16 protein-coding genes are annotated in these 16,891 nt (G+C 66.2%); 6 read left to right on the top strand and 10 right to left on the bottom strand.

Features of this window, described 5'->3' with window-relative positions:
* The first annotated feature begins 4 nt into the window (after window positions 1–4).
* From purF to ACVIGB_RS05740, 5 genes are all read left to right on the top strand, one after another.
* Window positions 5–1,570 (top strand): amidophosphoribosyltransferase, encoded by a 1,566-nt coding sequence (gene purF / locus ACVIGB_RS05760; protein WP_456723436.1) that lies wholly within the window; start codon window positions 5–7, stop codon window positions 1,568–1,570.
* 177 nt (window positions 1,571–1,747) lie between these two features.
* Window positions 1,748–2,488: an SDR family NAD(P)-dependent oxidoreductase gene (locus ACVIGB_RS05755; protein WP_456723437.1), complete on the top strand. Its 741-nt coding sequence runs from the start codon at window positions 1,748–1,750 to the stop codon at window positions 2,486–2,488.
* A 220-nt stretch (window positions 2,489–2,708) separates the two neighbouring features.
* The gene (locus ACVIGB_RS05750) at window positions 2,709–3,845 is read left to right on the top strand and encodes a hypothetical protein (protein WP_456723438.1); all 1,137 of its coding nucleotides are present in this window, start codon (window positions 2,709–2,711) and stop codon (window positions 3,843–3,845) included.
* Window positions 3,846–4,017: 172 nt separating this feature from the next.
* Window positions 4,018–5,244: an ABC transporter substrate-binding protein gene (locus ACVIGB_RS05745; RefSeq protein ID WP_092113399.1), complete on the top strand. Its 1,227-nt coding sequence runs from the start codon at window positions 4,018–4,020 to the stop codon at window positions 5,242–5,244.
* Window positions 5,245–5,368: 124 nt separating this feature from the next.
* Window positions 5,369–5,755 (top strand): YybH family protein, encoded by a 387-nt coding sequence (locus ACVIGB_RS05740; protein ID WP_456723439.1) that lies wholly within the window; start codon window positions 5,369–5,371, stop codon window positions 5,753–5,755.
* A 131-nt stretch (window positions 5,756–5,886) separates the two neighbouring features.
* Here ACVIGB_RS05740 and ACVIGB_RS05735 read toward each other — a convergent pair whose 3' ends face one another.
* The 9 genes from ACVIGB_RS05735 to ACVIGB_RS05695 form a co-directional block, all read right to left on the bottom strand.
* A complete protein-coding gene (locus ACVIGB_RS05735; protein ID WP_456723440.1) occupies window positions 5,887–7,101 on the bottom strand; it encodes a TCR/Tet family MFS transporter in 1,215 nt (404 codons plus the stop codon).
* 29 nt (window positions 7,102–7,130) lie between these two features.
* Complete coding sequence (der, locus tag ACVIGB_RS05730) at window positions 7,131–8,513, bottom strand: ribosome biogenesis GTPase Der (protein WP_456723441.1); 1,383 nt, start codon at window positions 8,511–8,513, stop codon at window positions 7,131–7,133.
* Between the two features lie 53 nt (window positions 8,514–8,566).
* Window positions 8,567–9,124, bottom strand: coding sequence for a hypothetical protein (locus tag ACVIGB_RS05725; protein WP_456723442.1), 558 nt, complete (start codon window positions 9,122–9,124; stop codon window positions 8,567–8,569).
* A 39-nt stretch (window positions 9,125–9,163) separates the two neighbouring features.
* Window positions 9,164–9,820 carry a tetratricopeptide repeat protein gene (locus tag ACVIGB_RS05720; protein ID WP_092113387.1) on the bottom strand — a complete coding sequence of 219 codons (657 nt, stop codon included), beginning with the start codon at window positions 9,818–9,820 and terminating at the stop codon, window positions 9,164–9,166.
* Window positions 9,821–10,180: 360 nt separating this feature from the next.
* Entirely contained in the window at window positions 10,181–11,779 is a 1,599-nt protein-coding gene (locus ACVIGB_RS05715; RefSeq protein WP_456723443.1) for a class I adenylate-forming enzyme family protein, read from the bottom strand.
* Window positions 11,780–11,789: 10 nt separating this feature from the next.
* Window positions 11,790–12,611: a 3-methyl-2-oxobutanoate hydroxymethyltransferase gene (panB, locus tag ACVIGB_RS05710; protein ID WP_207838704.1), complete on the bottom strand. Its 822-nt coding sequence runs from the start codon at window positions 12,609–12,611 to the stop codon at window positions 11,790–11,792.
* 2 nt (window positions 12,612–12,613) lie between these two features.
* A complete protein-coding gene (locus tag ACVIGB_RS05705; protein WP_456723444.1) occupies window positions 12,614–13,198 on the bottom strand; it encodes an NnrU family protein in 585 nt (194 codons plus the stop codon).
* 81 nt (window positions 13,199–13,279) lie between these two features.
* Complete coding sequence (locus ACVIGB_RS05700) at window positions 13,280–13,891, bottom strand: hypothetical protein (protein ID WP_456723445.1); 612 nt, start codon at window positions 13,889–13,891, stop codon at window positions 13,280–13,282.
* Window positions 13,892–14,276: 385 nt separating this feature from the next.
* Window positions 14,277–15,896 (bottom strand): peptide chain release factor 3, encoded by a 1,620-nt coding sequence (locus ACVIGB_RS05695; RefSeq protein ID WP_456723446.1) that lies wholly within the window; start codon window positions 15,894–15,896, stop codon window positions 14,277–14,279.
* Between the two features lie 156 nt (window positions 15,897–16,052).
* On the opposite strand from ACVIGB_RS05695, the gene sugE reads away from it, so the two are divergent.
* Complete coding sequence (sugE, locus tag ACVIGB_RS05690; RefSeq protein ID WP_092113374.1) at window positions 16,053–16,367, top strand: quaternary ammonium compound efflux SMR transporter SugE; 315 nt, start codon at window positions 16,053–16,055, stop codon at window positions 16,365–16,367.
* A 58-nt stretch (window positions 16,368–16,425) separates the two neighbouring features.
* Here the strand turns inward: sugE and ACVIGB_RS05685 are convergent.
* A partial coding sequence (locus tag ACVIGB_RS05685) for an anion permease (protein ID WP_456749115.1) occupies window positions 16,426–16,891 on the bottom strand: 466 nt, incomplete at its 5' end.

Raw genomic sequence — 16,891 nt, 5'->3', positions numbered from 1 at the left:
GGCGATGAACGAGATGCAAACCCCTTCCGATCACGCCGCCCAAATGGATCTCGACCTGGGCCCGATCGAAATGCAGGACCATCTTCGACAAGACCATCTCCGGGACAACGATTTCAGATACCACCCCGATCTCGATGGCGACACGCTCCGCGAGGAATGCGGCGTGTTCGGCGTCTTCGGCCATCCCGAGGCCGCCGCGATCACCGCGCTCGGCCTGCACGCCCTGCAACATCGCGGCCAGGAGGCCGCCGGCATCGTCTCCTTCGACGGCGGCCGCTTCCACAGTGAACGCCGCCTCGGCCTGGTCGGCGATGCCTTCTCCCGCCGCGAGGTGATCGATCGCCTGCCCGGCAACGCCGCGGTCGGCCATGTCCGCTACTCCACCACCGGCGGTACCATCCTGCGCAACGTGCAGCCGCTGTTCGCCGAACTCAGCGCCGGCGGCTTTGCGGTCGGCCATAACGGCAACCTGACCAACGGCCTCACCCTGCGCCACGAGCTGGTCAAGGGCGGCGCCATGATGCAGTCGACCACCGACACCGAGGTGATCCTGCATCTCGTGGCGCAGTCCAAGCGCACCCGCTTCATCGACCGTTTCATCGAGGCGCTGCGCACCATCGAGGGCGCCTATGCGCTGGTCGCGCTGACCAACAAGAAGCTGGTTGGCGCCCGCGATCCGCTCGGCATCCGTCCGCTGGTGCTCGGCGATCTCGACGGCCATCCGATCCTGACCTCGGAGACCTGCGCGCTCGACATGATCGGCGCGAAGTATGTCCGCGACATCGAGCCCGGCGAGATCATCGTGTTCGACGAGCGGGGGGCGCACAGCCACAAGCCGTTCCCGCCGAAGCCGGCGCGGCCCTGCATCTTCGAGTACATCTATTTCGCGCGGCCGGATTCGATCGTCGGCGGCCGCTCGGTGTACGACGTCCGCAAGGCGTTCGGCGCCCAGCTCGCGCGCGAGAGCCATCCCGAGGTCGACGTCGTGGTGCCGGTGCCGGATTCCGGCGTGCCCGCCGCGGTCGGCTACAGCCAGTACTCCGGCGTGCCGTTCGAACTCGGCATCATCCGCAACCACTATGTCGGCCGCACCTTCATCCAGCCGACCCAGACCGTGCGCGAGCTCGGCGTGCGCATGAAGCATTCGGCCAATCGCGCCGCGATCGAGGGCAAGCGCATCATCCTGATCGACGACTCGCTGGTGCGCGGCACCACCTCGAAGAAGATCGTGCGCATGATGCGCGATGCCGGCGCCCGCGAGGTGCATTTCCGCCTCGCCTCGCCGCCGATCCTCTATCCCGACTATTACGGCATCGACCTGCCGGATCGCGGCGGCCTCTTGGCGGCGACCCATTCGCTCGAGGAGATGCGCGACATCATCGGCGCGGACTCGCTCGCCTTCCTGTCGATCGACGGCATGTACCGCGCGATGGGCTATGAGGGGCGCGACCCGGCCAATCCGAGATTCGCCGACCATTGCTTCACCGGCGCCTACCCGACCCACCTCACCGACCAGAGCGAAACCGAGGCTCCGCCGCGCCAGCTCTCGCTGCTGGCCGAGGCGAGCTGACGCCCCATCCACGGTGTCGTCCCTGCCTAGGGCGCGATTGCGCTCCGGAGCAGGGACCCATAACCACCGGCCCTCGTTTTTTCGGGCGGTATCGGTTACGAACACCTTTGCACAGCACGGCCGCCGCGGCGTATGGGTCCCTGCTTTCGCAGGGACGACGACGATAGAGTTACGTTCATGACAAAACCCCTCGCCTCCCGTATTGCCCTCGTGACCGGCGCCTCGCGCGGGATCGGCTATGCGACATCCGTCGCGCTGGCCAAGGCCGGCGCGCATGTCGTGGCAGTGGCGCGCACGCAAGGAGGGCTGGAAGAGCTCGACGACGAGATCCACAAGGATGGCGGCAGCGCCACGCTGGTGCCGCTCTCGCTGACCGATTACGACGGCATCGCACGGCTCGGGCTCGCGCTGCATGAGCGCCACGGCAAGCTCGACATCCTGGTCGGCAATGCCGGCACCGCAGGTCCCTCCTCGCCGCTCGGCCATATCGAGCTGAAGCCGTGGAACGATGTGTTCGCGATCAACGTCACCGCGAATTTCCAGCTGATCCGCTGCATGGACCCGCTGTTGCGCCAGTCCGACGCCGGCCGTGCGGTGTTCGTCACGTCAGGCGTGGCGCACAAGGCCAACGCCTATCTCGGCCCCTATGCCGCCTCGAAGGCCGCGCTGGATGCGCTGGTGCGCTCCTGGGCCAACGAGACCGCCAACACGGCGCTGCGCGTCAATCTGTTCAGCCCCGGCCCGATCCGCACCCGGATGCGCGCGCAGGTTTTTCCCGGCGAAGACCCGATGACGCTGGATACGCCCGACATGGCCGCCGAATTCATCGTGCCGATGTGTTCGCCGCAGTGGACCGAAACCGGCAAGCTCTACGACTACAAGGCGCGCACGCTGCGGAGTTTCCAGCCGCCGGCTTAGGTTGACGAGCCGTAGCCCGGATGAAGCGAAGCGTAATCCGGGAAGCGTCTGTCCGCGGAGAGACTGCCCCGGATTTCGCTTCGCTCCATCCGGGCTACGCAACTCCATCCGGGCTATGCGACTCCTCGCGATGACGGCTGGGTGATTGACTCGTTCCCCTCCCCGCGATTGACTGCGCGCCCAAGCGGGACGACCGCCAAGAAAACTCTCGGGAGGCATCATGACGCCGACGTTCAATCGTGCGCGCTCCATTCTGTCCGGATTGTTTCTCTCCGCCGGCATCGCATCTTCAACCCTTTTTGCTCAGCCAACGCCCGCCAGGGCCGGTGACGTCCCGACCTTCGCGGTCGACGCGTCGTGGCCCAAGCAGCTGCCGAACAACTGGATCATCGGCCAGGTCGGCGGCATCACCGTCGACTGGCAGGGGCATATCTGGGTGGTGCATCGTCCGCGCTCGCTGGCCGATGGCGAGAAGGCGGCGAGCCTCACCCCGCCGCGCGCGAAATGCTGCGTGGCCGCGCCGCCGGTGCTGGAATTCGATGTCGACGGCAATCTGCTGCGGGCCTGGGGCGGTCCCGGCGACGGCTATCAATGGGTCGGCCGCGAGCACGGCATCGAGGTCGACGAGCGCGGCTTCGTCTGGATCGGCGGCAATGCCGACGACGACAGCGCGATCCTGAAGTTCTCGCTCGACGGCAAATATCTCGGCCAGATCGGCAAGATCGCAGCCCGCACCAACAGCAACGACACCACCCAGCTCGGCCGCCCCGCCGAGATGGCGATCGACAAGGCTGCCAACGAGCTCTACATCGCCGACGGCTATGGCAACCGCCGCGTCATCGTGTTCGACGCCACCACGCTGGCCTACAAGCGGCACTGGGGCGGCTACGGCAAGCTCCCCACCGATGACAAGCAGCCGCCGTATGATCCAAGCGCGGCGGTGCAGGAGCAGTTCGGCAATCCCGTGCATTGCATCAAGATCGCCAATGACGGGCTGGTCTATGTCTGCGACCGCAGCCAGGACCGCATCCAGGTGTTCCAGAAGAACGGCACCTTCGTGAAGGAATGGTTCTACGAGAAGAACACCCGCGGCGACGGCGCGGTGTTCGATCTCGCGCTGTGGCCCGATCCGAAGCAGACCTATCTGCTCAACGCCGACGGCGCCAACAACGAGATCCGCGTGCTGAAGCGCGACGACGGCAGCGTGGTCGGCACCTTCGGCCATAGCGGCCGCAATGCCGGACAGTTCGCCCTGCTCCACGTCATGGCGGTCGACCAGAAGGGCAACGTCTACACTGGTGAGGTCGAGGGCAAGCGGATCCAGAAATTCAAGCTGACCTCGGATGCGCTCAAATAAGCGGCACCCAGAGCTTCGGTTCTGATTGAATCATGGCGCTTCGACGCAGCTCATCCGGCTTTATGCGGATTGCCGCTCGCCAAAGGAAAGGGTAAGCGGAAACGCGAACGACCGGCACAAGGCTCCACAAGAGGGCCGTTGCGGAAAAAATTGACAGTGGAGGGAATGTCTCATGACGACGACGCTCGCACGGCGCCACGCCGTGCTACTCGCTTGCGCTGCACTCGGCCTTGCTACGCCTGCCCTTGCTCAGGACAAGAACGTCAAGATCGGCGTGCTGAACGACATGTCGGGCCTCTATGCCGACATCGGCGGGCCCAATTCGGTGGCCGCGGCCAACATGGCGGTGGAAGATTCCGGCCTGCGCGCCAAAGGCTGGAAGATCGAGGTGGTCAGCGGCGACCACCAGAACAAGCCGGACGTCGGCGTCAACATCGCGCGCAACTGGATCGACAACGACAAGGTCGACATCATCACCGATACGCCGAACTCCGGCGTCGCGCTGGCGGTGAGCAACCTTGCCAAGGAGAAGAACTCGATCGTGCTCAACTCGGGCGCGGCGACCGCCGATCTGACCGGCAAGGCCTGCAACGCCAACACGATCTCCTACACGTTCGACACCTACATGCTCGCCAACGGCACCGGCAAGGCGCTGACCAAGGCGGGCGGCGACACCTGGTTCTTCCTCACCGCCGACTACGCCTTCGGCCACGCGCTGGAGCGCGATACCTCGGCGGTCGTCACCGCGAACGGCGGCAAGGTGCTCGGCGGCGTCAAGCACCCGCTCAACACCGCGGACTTCTCCTCGTTCCTGCTGCAGGCGCAGGCCTCCAAGGCCAAGATCATCGGCCTCGCCAATGCCGGCGGCGACACCACCAACGCGATCAAGCAGGCGTCCGAATTCGGCATCACCGCAGGCGGACAAAAGCTCGCGGCGCTGCTGCTGTTCGTCAACGACGTGCACGCGCTGGGCTTGAAGATCGCCCAGGGCCTCACCTTCACCGAGTCGTTCTACTGGGACATGAACGACCAGACCCGCGCCTGGTCGAAGCGCTTCCAGAAGGTTTCGCCCAAGGGCTCGATGCCCTCGATGACGGTGGCCGGCGTCTATGCCGGCGTGCTGCATTACCTGAAGGCACTCGACGCGATGGGCGGCAATCCGCATGACGGCGCCAAGGTCGTCGCCAAGATGAAGGAGATCCCGACCGACGATCCGCTGTTCGGCAAGGGTCCCTTACGGATCGACGGCCGCCGCATCATCCCGGCCTATCTGTTCGAGGTGAAGAAGCCGGAAGAGTCCAAATATCCCTGGGACTATTACAAGCTGATCGCCACCATCTCGCCGGAAGACGCCGCCAAGCCGCTCGAGGCCAGCGATTGTCCGCTGGTGAAGAAGTAAACGTCGCGCGACGGCCGGGATTCGGTCCGGCCGTTCACCGCTCAAATAATTCGCTCCGCGTGTCGGATATACGTCCTGGCCTGCGTCCTCCGGGCGCATGTCAGCCACACACGGAGCGAGTTCCATGACGCAATCCGGAGCCGAAAACCAAGTCAGAACACTCATCGAAGCCTGGGCGGACGCCGTCCGCAGGCACGACTATGCGGGCGTTCTCGCCCATCACGATCAGGACATCGTGATGTTCGACGTGCCGCCGCCGTTCCAGTCCCGCGGACTTGATGAGTACAGGAAGACCTGGGATCTGTTCTTCGGCTGTCAGCGTCCGTCCTACGCCTTCAATATCGAGGACATCGCGATTACGGCCGGCGATGACGTGGCCTTCGCCGTCGCAGTGATGCGGTGCGGCGCGCCCGACGCCACGTTCCAGTTCCGCCTGACGATCGGGCTGCGCAAGATCGACGGCAGCTGGCGGATCACGCACGAGCACCATTCGGTGCCGGCGACGGACTAGAATGTCGGGTGGGTTAGCGAAGCGTAACCCACCGACTTTCTCTCGGCGGCGACAATGGTGGGTTACGCCGGAGCCTGTCATCGGGCCGCGCGTGGCGCGGACCCGTTGGGCTAACCCACCCTACGAAGCTCCTACGCCTTCTTCGCCGCCGTTACGCGCCAGGCGATGGCGAGCGCGAGCAGCAGCAGCGCGCCCGCCAGATAGAACGGCGCACCGGGCAGCTTCACGGGCACGTTGTCGCCGATGAAATACGCAAACGTCAGCGTGAACAGGAACGGGCCGATCAATTCCGACATGCTCTGCACGCTGGATGTCGCGCCCTGCAACTGGCCTTGTTGATCGGCGGCGACGAGTTGCGTCGTCAGCGCCTGCGTCGCGGCGCCCGAGATGCCCCAGAACGCCATCACGGGAATGCCGATCCAGAACAGCTGCCCGGTCGGCGCCGCGCCGAAGATCACGAAGCCCAAGGCGCCGCAGACGAGGCCGAGGAACAGCGCATTGCGCTCGCCGAGACGCTGCACGATCGGGCCGATCGCCGCGCCCTGCACGATCATGCCGCAGAGCCCGACCAAGGCGAGCGTCGCGCCGACGGTGCCGGTGTCCCAGCCGTAGCGATAGGTGGCGTAGAGCACGAACACCGAGGGCAGCACGACATGCGCGAGCTGGCCGAAGAACGTCGCCAGCGACAGGCCGGCCAGCGTCCGGTTCGCGCGCAGGAATTGCAATGCGCCGACCGGATTGGCGCTCTTCCATTTGAACGGCGCGCGCCGCTCGACCGGCAGCGATTCCGGCAGGATGAACAGGCCATAGAGCCCGTTGACGAAGCTCAGGCCCCCCGCCGCCCAGAACGGCAGCCGCGGATCGATCTCGCCGAGCAGGCCGCCCAGCGCCGGTCCCATGATGAAGCCCGCGCCGAACGCGACGCCGATCTTGCCGAACATCGCGGCGCGCTGCTCCGGCGCAGTGACGTCGGCGATATAGGCGAACACGGTCGAGACGCTCGACGAGGTAATGCCCGAGATCGCCCGCCCGACGAACAGCCAGATCAGGTTCGGCGCCAGCGCCATCAGCACATAGTCCGCGGCAAGGCCGAAATTCGACAGCAGCACCACCGGCCGGCGGCCGAAGCGATCGGACAGCGCGCCCAGGATCGGCGAGCAGACGAACTGCATCAAGGCCCAGATCGAGCCGAACACGCCGAAGATCCGTGCCGCGTTCGCGGTGTCGTTGTTGACGAAGCCTTCGATCAGCTTGGGCAGGATCGGGATGATGATCCCGAGCGCGAGCATGTCGAGCAGCAGGGTGATGAAGATGAAGATCACGGCACCGCTGCGTGCCTGCGGCATGGCCGCAGGGTCAACCTCAGCGCTCCCGCTCATGACGGGCGCTTGCGCTTGTGGGCGAACGGATTGGCCTTCTCGCGCAGCGTGATCCGGATCGGCGTGCCCGGCAGATCGAAGGTCTCGCGCAGCGAGTTGGTGAGGTAACGCAGATAGGATCTCGGGATCGCATCGGCGCGCGAGCAGAACAACACGAAGCTCGGCGGGCGCGCCTTCACTTGCGTGATGTAGTTCAGCTTCAGCCGGCGGCCCGAGACGGCCGGCGGCGGGCTCGCCTGGATCGCCTGCTCGAACCAGCGATTGAGCGCGGCAGTCGGCAAGCGCCGGTTCCAGACCGCATAGGCTTCCTGGATCGCAATCATCAGGCGGTCGATGCCCTCGCCCATCAGGCCGGAGACGGCGACGATCGGCGCGCCCTTGACCTGCGGCAGCCAGTGGTCGGCATCGATGCGCAGCTGCGAGATCTGGTTGGGCTTGCGCTCGACGAGGTCCCATTTATTGACGGCGAGCACGATCGCCCGGCCTTCGCGCTCGATCAGGTCGGCGATGCGCAGATCCTGCTCCTCGAACTTGTTCTGCGAGTCCATCATCATCACGACGACTTCGGCGAAGCGCACCGCGCGCAACGCGTCGGCGACCGAGAGCTTTTCCAGCTTCTCCTCGATCCGCGAGCGGCGGCGCAGGCCGGCGGTATCGAACACGCGGAACTGGCGGCCCTGCCAGGTGATCTCGACCGCGATGGAATCGCGCGTGGTGCCGGCCTCGGGGCTGGTCAGCAGCCGCTCCTCGCCGAGCAGATGGTTGATCAGTGTCGACTTGCCGGCGTTGGGCCGGCCGACGATGGCGACGCGGATCGGGCGCTGCGCGGCCTCCTCCTCCGAGATGTCCTCGTCATCCTCGACCTCGTCATCTTCCTCTGGTGTCGCGGGCACCAGCGCGCTCAGCGCCTCGTGGAGGTCGCCCATGCCCTCGCCGTGCTCGGCCGAGATCTGCACGGGATCGCCGAGGCCGAGCGCGTAGGATTCCATCGCGCCGATCTCGCCATGCTTGCCCTCGGCCTTGTTGGCGACCAGCACCACCGGCTTGTTGGCCTTGCGGGCGAAGTCGGCGAAGGCGCGATCGGTCGGCGTCAGGCCGACGCGGGCGTCGATTACGAACATCAGGGCGTCGGCGAGCGCGATCGCGGTTTCGGTCTGCTCCTGCATCCGCGCCGTCAGCGAGCCCTTGGCGCCCTCATCGAGCCCCGCAGTGTCGATGATGGTGAAGTCGAGATCGTAGAGCCGGGCCTGGCCCTCGCGGCGGTCACGGGTCACGCCGGGCTCGTCGTCCACCAATGCGAGCTTCTGGCCGACCAGCCGGTTGAACAGCGTCGACTTTCCGACATTGGGCCGGCCGATAATGGCGATGGTAAAAGACATGGATCATCCCGGCGCCGCGGCGCGGCGCGCGTCTAATGAATTGAAGCAGGAGCCTAGCGGCTAAATCCACCGCTCGGTAGCGGCGCGGGGAACCCGCCGCCGGATTGTTGCGTGGTCTGGGTCTGCTGCGCCGGCGCCGCAGGCTGCGCCTGCTGGTCGTCGGCGGGCGGCGCGGTGGTGCGGCGGCGGACGATCTTCTTCGGCTTCGGCTCGGGCGGCAGCGCGGCGGGCGCGCCCTCGTCCGGCGCCGCGGCGTCGGGGGCAGCCGCCTGATCCGCGGCCGGCGCGGCCCGCTTGGTGTGCTTCTTGGCGCCCTTCGGCGGCTCCGCTGGCGGAGCCGGCTGGGCGGCGGCTGCCGCCGCGGCGTTCTGCTGGTCGAGCTGCTCCTGCTGCGAGCCCTTGTACAATTCCTTCGGCACGCCCTGCTCGAGGCCGGGCACGCCTTCCGGGAACACCGGCTTGCGGTCACCGGCCAGCTTCTTCTTGGTGTCGAGGAAGTCGAGCAAGTCGCTCGGATCGAAATTGGACATGCCGCCACCGCCGCAGCCGGCCAGCACGCTGCAAAGCGCTGTCAGAACTGCGGCTGCGATCAGGCGTTGCGAGCGGCGCATGGTCGATCTCTCACTCAAACTCGGGTTTCGCGCGCCAAGTCAGCTCTTCGCGACCGGCGGCAACAGCGCCTGCAGCGCTTCGGCGCGCGACCGCAGGCTCGGCGGCGTCTCGCCGTCATTGGCAATCTGGTCGAGCCACTGCCGCGCGGCGGTGGCATCGTTGGCGCGCCAGGCCGACAGCGCCAGCAGCTCGCGCGCGGAATGGCGGAACGTCGAGTCCTTCGACGTCGCCATCGCCTCGAGCCGTTGGACCATGTTCGGGTAGGTCGTGGTGTCCATCACCATCTGCGCGGCGCGGATCCGCGCCAGATCCTGATCGGGACCGCCGACGCTGCGATCGGCTGCGATCGCGTCATAGAGTTTCGCAGCGGCCGGCTGATCGCGGATCGCGACCTCGGCGGCCATGCGCAGCCGCGCCAGATTGCGGTAGCCGGACGGCGCCTTGGTGATCAGGTCGGCAAACGCGGCCTCGGCCTCGGCGTGCTTGTTCTGGTCCGACAGCTCAACGGCGCGGTCGAACGCCGCACCGGCCTCGGCGGCCTTCTTGCCCTCGAGATATTGGTAGCCACGCCAGCCACCGACGCCCGCGACCACCAGGATCGCCAGCGCGATGATGAAAAGCGAGTACTTGTCCCACAGCTTCTTGAGCTGATCGCGACGGACTTCCTCGTCGACTTCGTCAAATAATTCAGACACTTAAGGCTATCTCATCCCCTCGGGACCGTGAATCTCGGTGGAGCGCAGCCCCTACCCGATCCCCACATCGCGGCGGCGTTACCCTAACGGTGTGGCGGAGGCAAGGCAAAGCGAGGCGGATCAAAGCGTTAACCGGGGAAGTTTGCAGTTGGCCGTGCTGGGACTGCGTGGGCTCCCTCTCCCGCTTGCGGGGAGGGCTGGGGTGGGGGTGCCTCCACGAGTCGGATCAGCGAGAAAGTCCCTGTGCGGGCAAAGCCCCCACCCGCCGCGCCTCGGACCACGCTTTGCGTCGCTCGTCGCGCATCGACCTCCCCCGCAAGCGGGAGAGGTGCATCGAGTTCGCGGATGACATGCGTCGCGCTACGGCGCGGCCGCGGACAGGCTCTCCCTGAGCTGACGCTTGATCACCTTGCCGTTGGCGTTGCGCGGCAGCGGCTCTGATGTCAGCGCCATCGTCTCGGGCACCTTGTAGTCGGAGAGACGCTCGGCGCACCAGGCGCGCAGGCTCTCTGCATTGACCTCGCTGCGGGTCACGATCACGGCGTGCACGCGCTCGCCGAGCACCGGGCACGGTTTTGCGATGATCGCGCTCTCGACCACGGCCGGGTGGCCGGCCAGGACCGACTCGACCTCGGCGGAATAGATCTTCAGGCCGCCGCGGTTGATCATGTCCTTCTGGCGGTCGAACACGCGGACGAAATTCTTCGTATCGATCGAGCCCAGATCGCCGGAATGCCAGAACCCGGCGGTGAAGCTCTCCGCGGTCGCCGTCGGATTGTTCCAATAGCCCTTGATGACGGAGGCGCTGCGGATCCAGAGCTCGCCGATCGCGCCGCTCGGCACCTCGCGGCTATCGGCCCCCATCACGACGATCTCGGCGCCGGGACACGGCAAGCCGACGCTGTCGATATGCGCTGCAGTCAATTCACCCGGCATCAAGGTCGAGGGCGACGTGGTCTCGGTCGCGCCGTAGCAGTTCGCGAGCTTGAGCCCGGGAATCTTGGCGTCGAGCTTTTCGATGGTCGCAACCGGCATCGGCGCGCCGCCGAACCCGCCGATACGCCAGCTCGACAGATCGTAGCTGTCGAAATCCGGCTGCATCAGGCAGAGATTGTACATCGCCGGCACCATCACCGTGTAGGTGACGCGCTCGCGCGCCGCGACCTTCAGATATTCCGACGCCTTGAACTCCGGCATGATGATCAGCGCGCCGGCGCAGCGGGCCATGGTGGTGATGTTGGCGACCGCGCCGGTGACATGCGCGAGCGGCACCGCGGCGATCGAGCGATCGGCCCCGGTCAGCTTCAGACAGGAGGCGAACACCATCGAGGAGTGGATGATGTTGCAATGGGCCAGCATTGCGCCTTTCGGCCTGCCGGTGGTGCCTGAGGTGTAGAGGATCATCGCGGTGTCCTCTTCCCTCACCTCCGCCGGCGCCTGCGCCGGAGCATTGTCGCGCAAGTCAGCGAACTGCGATGCGCCGTCGTCGCTGACCGAGATGCGATGCGCGAGGCCGGGAATATCGGCAGCGTCCGGGATGCGGTCGGCAAGCGCGGCTTCGTGGACCAGAAGCTTGGCGCCGCAATCGTTCAGCACATAGGCGATCTCGGGCTTCTGCTGGCGTGTCGAAAGCAGCACCGTGACGAGGCCAGCATGGGCGGCGGCGAACATCGTCAGCACGAACTCGATGCGGTTGCCGAGCAGGATCCCGACGCGGTCGCCCGGCGCGAGACCAAGCTTTGCAAAGCCGGCTGCGACCTTCGCCGATTGCTCGGCGACCTCACGCCAGGTGAGGCGCCTCTCGCCGCAGACCAGCGCCTCGCCGTCGCCGTTCTGCGCGACGGCGTCTGCGATCATCGCCCACAGGCTGGCCGGCCGCTCGGCGAAGGCAGGCACGACGCGGTCGCCGAAGCGCGGCTCGAGCCGCATGGCCGGAAGTGCGTGTTGCGACCAGTCCATGCGCGCCTCGTCAGCTCTTTTTCATGCCGTAGACGTGCTCCGGCCCCGGGAAGGCGCGGCTCTTCACGTCGCGCGCATAGCCCGCGATCGCCTCCTCGATCATCGGCCCGAGGTTGCCGTAGCGGCGCACGAATTTCGGCGCGCGCGGCGACAGGCCGAGCATGTCTTCCAACACCAGCACCTGGCCGTCACAGGCAGCGCTGGCGCCGATGCCGATGGTGGGAACAGTGATCGATTGCGTGATCTTGCGCGCCAGCGGCTCGGCGACCGCCTCGACCACGATCGAGAAGGCGCCCGCCTCCGCGATCGCTTTGGCGTCGTTCTCGATCGGCGCCCAGGTCTCCTCCTCGCGGCCCTGCGCGCGGAACGAGCCGAGCGTGTTGATCGATTGCGGCGTCAGGCCGATATGGCCCATCACGGGAATGCCGCGCTCGGACAGGAACGCCACCGTCTCCGCCATCCGCGCGCCGCCCTCGAGCTTGACGGCGCCGCACAGCGTCTCCTTCATGATCCGCACCGCGGATTGAAACGCCTGCTCCTTCGAGCCCTCGTAGGAGCCGAACGGCATGTCGACCACGACCAGCGCCTGCTGCGAGCCGCGCATCACGGCGCGGCCCTGCAGGATCATCATGTCGAGCGTGACCGGCACCGTGGTCTCGAAGCCATGCATGACGTTGCCGAGGGAATCGCCGACCAGGATGGCGTCGCAGTGCCGGTCGACCAGCGCCGCGGTGTGCGCATGGTACGACGTCAGCATCACGATCGGCTCGCCATTCTTGCGGGCGCGGAGATCGGGCGCGGTCTTGCGCTTGATGGCGGATTGAACAGACATAGTCAGGCTCCCATGACAGGCACGCCGATCACGACCGGGTGGAACGCAAACGCCAGCGCCAGATAGACGATGACACCGACCGCGATCGCGATCAGGTCGTTGGTCGGGCCGCCCACCGGGATCGGCGGCCCGCCGGCATCCGCGCGGCGCTTCAGCGAGATGCGGTCATAGACCGCCCAGCCGAGAAACGAGCCGAACAGGATGATCGAGCCGAGATCGCCATTGGCCAGCAGATGCGCGAACGCCCACAGCTTCACGCCCGCCAGCATCGGATGCTTCAGCGTGGTGTAGATGCGGCCGCGGATATAGGCGGCCACCACCAGGATCACGGCCGGCAGCATCAGCGCCACCGCGATGTGCTTGAACGCGGTCGGCGGCGTCCAGACGTCGATCCAGCCGGTCGCGCGGTAGTGGCCGAAGCCCCAGATGATCAGCGCAAGCCCGGCGAACGACACCAGCGAATAGCCGATCTTGTAGGTCCCCTCGCCGATCGCATTGACGATGCCGGCGCGCAGCTCGCGCAGGCTGGTCAGCACATGGATGCCGAGGAACAGCACGAGACCCAGGATCATAACGAGCAGTCCCACGATGTTCCTCCCTGATTGATTGCTGTCTTCGCGTAACATCTTCGCCGGGCGGGACGCAATGCGTCACCGCCGGGGCGCGGATCATTGATTGCCGGCCGGCTTGGCCAGCTCGCGATTGTCGACATAGCGGATCATGATCGGACGGCCGGCCAGCGCGCCGCCGAGCCCGCCGGTGAATTTCAGTGGCAGGCAGGCGCCGAGCGAGGCGTTGATCGCGTTGAGATAGGTCGTGCGGGTATCCGCCGGGATGCCCCGCGTCGCGAATGTCAGGCGCGGCGTGCCGATCATCTCGCCGGTCCGCTTGAAGCTGAAGCGCACCGACATCTGCATACCCTCGCGCGCGTCGTCCGCCGGCGGCGGCGCCCAGCAGGAACGTAGCGCGGCGAACAGATCGCCGATGGTATCGAGATCATGATCCGGCTTGCGGTATTTCGCGGCCTGATCTTGCGGCGGCACTGTCAGGATCGTGAGCTGGAGATTTTCGCCGTACGGATAATCGATTTCGGGCAGGCAGGGCCCGTGGTTGAACACGCTGCAGTAAGACGGGATGCAGGGCCCATAGTCGAGCACGCTGCAGGGTGTGTGTGCGAACGGCACCGGGTTTGTCTGCTGCCGTTGTCGCGCGCCGGCCGTGCCCGCGAAGGCAAGGGCCAGCACGGCGATAGCGAGGCAAATGACGACGCGTCGGAACATGCGGTTGGACCCGGGATGCGCTCCGGGGAAAATGGTATCGCGGCCGGACCGGAGCAAGCGGGGCCGGTTCACGTCCTCGCGCTTTTCGCCTCACACCCCACCGTCATCGCCTGCTTGACCGGGCGATCCAGTATTCCAGAGACAGCAAAGATCGATCGATAGGCCGCGGCGTACTGGGTCCCCCGGTCGAGCCGGGGGACGACACCGAATACTGGGCGTCGCGCCCGCTTCTTCTTCACGTCCTTGCGCTCGCGCACCACACTCCGCCGTCATCGCCCGGCTCGACCGGGCGATCCAGTATTCCAGAGGCGGCTGTGATTGACCGATGGGCCGCGGCGTACTGGGTCCCCCGGTCAAGCCGGGGGACGACAGCGAATATGCGGCCTTACGCCTTCTTCTTCACGTCCTTGACGTTGGAGAAGGTGATGCCCTCGGCGCGCTCGCGGGTGTAGCCGAGATAGAACTCGTTCTTGGCCATGAACACCGGATCGCCGTCGACGTCGTCGGCGATGCCGGAATTGTTGGCGGCGATGAAGGCCTCTAACTTCTTGCGGTCATCGGACGAGATCCAGCGCGCCAGCGAGAACTCGGAGATCTCGAACTCGACCGGCAGCGAATATTCGGCATCGAGCCGCGCCTTCAGCACGTCGAGCTGCAGCGGACCGACCACGCCGACCAGCGCCGGCGCGCCGTCGCGCGGACGGAACACCTGCACGACGCCCTCCTCCGACATCTGCTGCAACGCTTCCTTCAGCTTCTTGGCCTTCATCGCATCGGTCAGGCGGACGCGGCGGACGATTTCCGGCGCGAAGCTCGGCACGCCGACGAAGGTCAGATCCTCGCCCTCGGTCAGGGTGTCGCCGATCCGCAAGGTGCCGTGGTTGGGAATGCCGACGACGTCGCCGGCAAAGGCCTCGTCCGCCACCGAGCGGTCCTGGGCGAAGAAGAATTGCGGGCTCGACAGGCTCATGTTCTTGCCGGTGCGCACCAGCTTGGCCTTCATGCCGCGGCTGAGCTTGCCCGAGCACAGCCGGGCGAACGCGATGCGGTCGCGGTGGTTCGGATCCATGTTGGCCTGGATTTTGAACACGAACGCGCTCATGCGCGGCTCCGCCGCCTCGACCTTGCGCAGATCGGAATCCTGCGCGCGCGGCGCCGGCGCGAACTTGCCGAGGCCCTCCAGCAAGTCGCCGACGCCGAAATTGCGCAGCGCGCTGCCGAAATAGACCGGCGTCAGATGGCCCTCGCGGAATGCCGCGAGCTCGAACGGCTTGCAGGCTTCCGAGGCCAGCGCGAGCTCGTCCCTGACCTCGGCCACATCGAGATTGGGATTGCGCTTGCCGAGATCGGCGATGTCGATCTGCTCGGTGGCACCGGTCTTGGCGCCGCCGCCCTCGAGCAGCCGCACGCCGCCATTGACGACGTCATAGGTGCCGAGGAAGTCGCGGCCGCGGCCGACCGGCCAGGTCATCGGCGTGGTGTCGAGCGCCAGCGTCTTCTCGATCTCGTCGAGGAGCTCGAACGTGTCGCGGCTCTCGCGGTCCATCTTGTTGATGAAGGTGATGATCGGGATGTCGCGCAACCGGCACACCTCAAACAGCTTGCGGGTGCGCGCCTCGATGCCCTTCGCGGCGTCGATCACCATGACGGCGGAGTCAACTGCGGTCAGCGTGCGGTAGGTATCTTCCGAGAAGTCCTCATGGCCCGGCGTGTCCAGCAGGTTGAACACGAGCTCGTTGAACTCGAAGGTCATCACCGAGGTGACGACCGAGATGCCGCGCTCGCGCTCGATCTTCATCCAGTCCGAGCGCGTGTTGCGCCGCTCGCCCTTGGCCTTGACCTGGCCCGCGAGGTTGATGGCGCCGCCGAACAGCAGCAGCTTTTCCGTCAGCGTGGTCTTGCCGGCGTCCGGATGCGAGATGATCGCAAAGGTGCGCCGTCGCGCCACTTCCTCTGAAAGCGGCGAGCGGGACGGCGATTCGGTTGAAACAGCGGTATCAGACATGGCGGGGCAGCGTTTGGCAGGGAAAACGGGCGCAATCAAGGGCGTTTTGTCGCAATGCGGAATGGCCGCACCACCCACATATAGGCACGAGAAGGACGACCTTCTCCTCACCATACCATCCGCGGGGACGACCCTGCCTTATCCGGAGGGTTCGTTATGGCTTGGGCCATTCTGTTCACCGCAGGCCTGCTCGAGATCGGCTGGGCGATCGGGCTGAAATATACCGAGGGTTTTTCGCGGCTGGTGCCGTCGGTGCTGACGCTGGCGGCGATGGCCGGCAGCGTGATCCTGCTCGGCATCGCGCTGAAGACGCTGCCGATTGGAACCGCCTACGCGGTCTGGACCGGGATCGGCGCGGTCGGCACCGCGGCGCTCGGCATCATTCTGCTCGGCGAGCCCGCAACCGCGATGCGGCTTGCCAGCATCGGGCTGATCGTGTCCGGCATCGTCGGGCTGAAGCTGGTCGGCTGATCACTTGTTTTGGACGCGTTTTCTTGACGCGAACCGGCTTCCACTTCGCTCGAAAACGCTACTTCAGAACCTGCACCGCCCAATAGGTCGCGGCGGCGACCGCGGCCGAGGCCGGGATCGTGATCACCCAAGCGTAGACGATCGAGCTTGCCACGTTCCAGCGCACGGCGGACAGCCGCCGTGCCGCGCCGACGCCGACGATGGCGCCGGTGATGGTGTGGGTGGTCGACACGGGAACCCCGAGATAGGTCGCGATGAACAGCGTCGCGGCGCCGCCGGTCTCGGCGCAGAAGCCCTGCATCGGCGTCAGCTTGGTGATCCGCAGCCCCATGGTGCGCACGATGCGCCAGCCCCCCATCAGGGTGCCCAGCGCCATCGCGCTCTGGCAGGCCAGCACGACCCAGAACGGAATTTCGAACTTGTCGCCGAGATGGCCCTGCGAATAGAGCAGCACGGCGATGATGCCCATGGTCTTCTGCGCATCGTTGCCGCCATGGCCGAGCGAATAGAGCGATGCCGAGGCG

The sequence above is a fragment of the Bradyrhizobium sp. USDA 4341 genome, from assembly GCF_054063755.1.
Note: the sequence above shows the minus strand (reverse complement) of the source record. Positions and strands in the feature narration are given on the sequence as shown.

Bases quoted from the DNA above. Each gene is read 5' to 3' on its own strand.
- purF (WP_456723436.1), top strand. From the start codon at position 5: ATGAACGAGATGCAAACCCCTTCCGATCACGCCGCCCAAATGGATCTC.
- ACVIGB_RS05755 (WP_456723437.1), top strand. From the start codon at position 1,748: ATGACAAAACCCCTCGCCTCCCGTATTGCCCTCGTGACCGGCGCCTCG.
- ACVIGB_RS05750 (WP_456723438.1), top strand. From the start codon at position 2,709: ATGACGCCGACGTTCAATCGTGCGCGCTCCATTCTGTCCGGATTGTTT.
- ACVIGB_RS05745 (WP_092113399.1), top strand. From the start codon at position 4,018: ATGACGACGACGCTCGCACGGCGCCACGCCGTGCTACTCGCTTGCGCT.
- ACVIGB_RS05740 (WP_456723439.1), top strand. From the start codon at position 5,369: ATGACGCAATCCGGAGCCGAAAACCAAGTCAGAACACTCATCGAAGCC.
- ACVIGB_RS05735 (WP_456723440.1), bottom strand. From the start codon at position 7,101: ATGCCGCAGGCACGCAGCGGTGCCGTGATCTTCATCTTCATCACCCTG.
- der (WP_456723441.1), bottom strand. From the start codon at position 8,513: ATGTCTTTTACCATCGCCATTATCGGCCGGCCCAATGTCGGAAAGTCG.
- ACVIGB_RS05725 (WP_456723442.1), bottom strand. From the start codon at position 9,124: ATGCGCCGCTCGCAACGCCTGATCGCAGCCGCAGTTCTGACAGCGCTT.
- ACVIGB_RS05715 (WP_456723443.1), bottom strand. From the start codon at position 11,779: ATGGACTGGTCGCAACACGCACTTCCGGCCATGCGGCTCGAGCCGCGC.
- panB (WP_207838704.1), bottom strand. From the start codon at position 12,611: ATGTCTGTTCAATCCGCCATCAAGCGCAAGACCGCGCCCGATCTCCGC.
- ACVIGB_RS05700 (WP_456723445.1), bottom strand. From the start codon at position 13,891: ATGTTCCGACGCGTCGTCATTTGCCTCGCTATCGCCGTGCTGGCCCTT.
- ACVIGB_RS05695 (WP_456723446.1), bottom strand. From the start codon at position 15,896: ATGTCTGATACCGCTGTTTCAACCGAATCGCCGTCCCGCTCGCCGCTT.
- sugE (WP_092113374.1), top strand. From the start codon at position 16,053: ATGGCTTGGGCCATTCTGTTCACCGCAGGCCTGCTCGAGATCGGCTGG.